Genomic DNA, 445 nt, shown 5'->3' with positions numbered 1-445 from the left:
TTTTATATGTATTTATGGTATCGGCAATGCTTTACTGATTAAAAATTTAGCTAAACACTATAAACATCTTTTTGTATTTGAAAGTGAAATAGAACTTTTTATCCTAGCTTTAAGCACGATAAATTTGAGTGAAGAGCTTTGTAGTGGAAAAATTTATCTTGTGGATATCGAAGAAGAAAGAGTGGATATTCAACTGCTTATACTTTTTGATATGAAAGATATATCTGAGTACTTAAGTTTATATGAAATGTTTGTAAATAATGTTTATTATAAAAAGTTTTATGAGGATATTTGGCATAAAGCAGACGAGCTTTGCGAGAAAAATATTAAAGTTGTGATAAGAAATTTAGGTTCTAATTCTGATCTTTCTTTTGAGTGTTATTCTCATCTTTTACAAAACATCCCTTCTATGCTTGAAAGCATTCCTTTTCAAAGAATCTTAAGT

Annotated in this window: 1 protein-coding gene; it reads left to right on the top strand. The window is 27.4% G+C overall.

Features of this window, described 5'->3' with window-relative positions:
* A partial coding sequence (locus GR212_RS36615; protein WP_163995026.1) for a motility associated factor glycosyltransferase family protein occupies nt 1-445 on the top strand: 445 nt, incomplete at both ends.

Source organism: Martinezella lusitana, assembly GCF_010668395.1.
Taxonomy (GTDB): Bacteria; Pseudomonadota; Alphaproteobacteria; order Rhizobiales; family Rhizobiaceae; genus Rhizobium; species Rhizobium lusitanum_A.
Note: the sequence above shows the minus strand (reverse complement) of the source record. Positions and strands in the feature narration are given on the sequence as shown.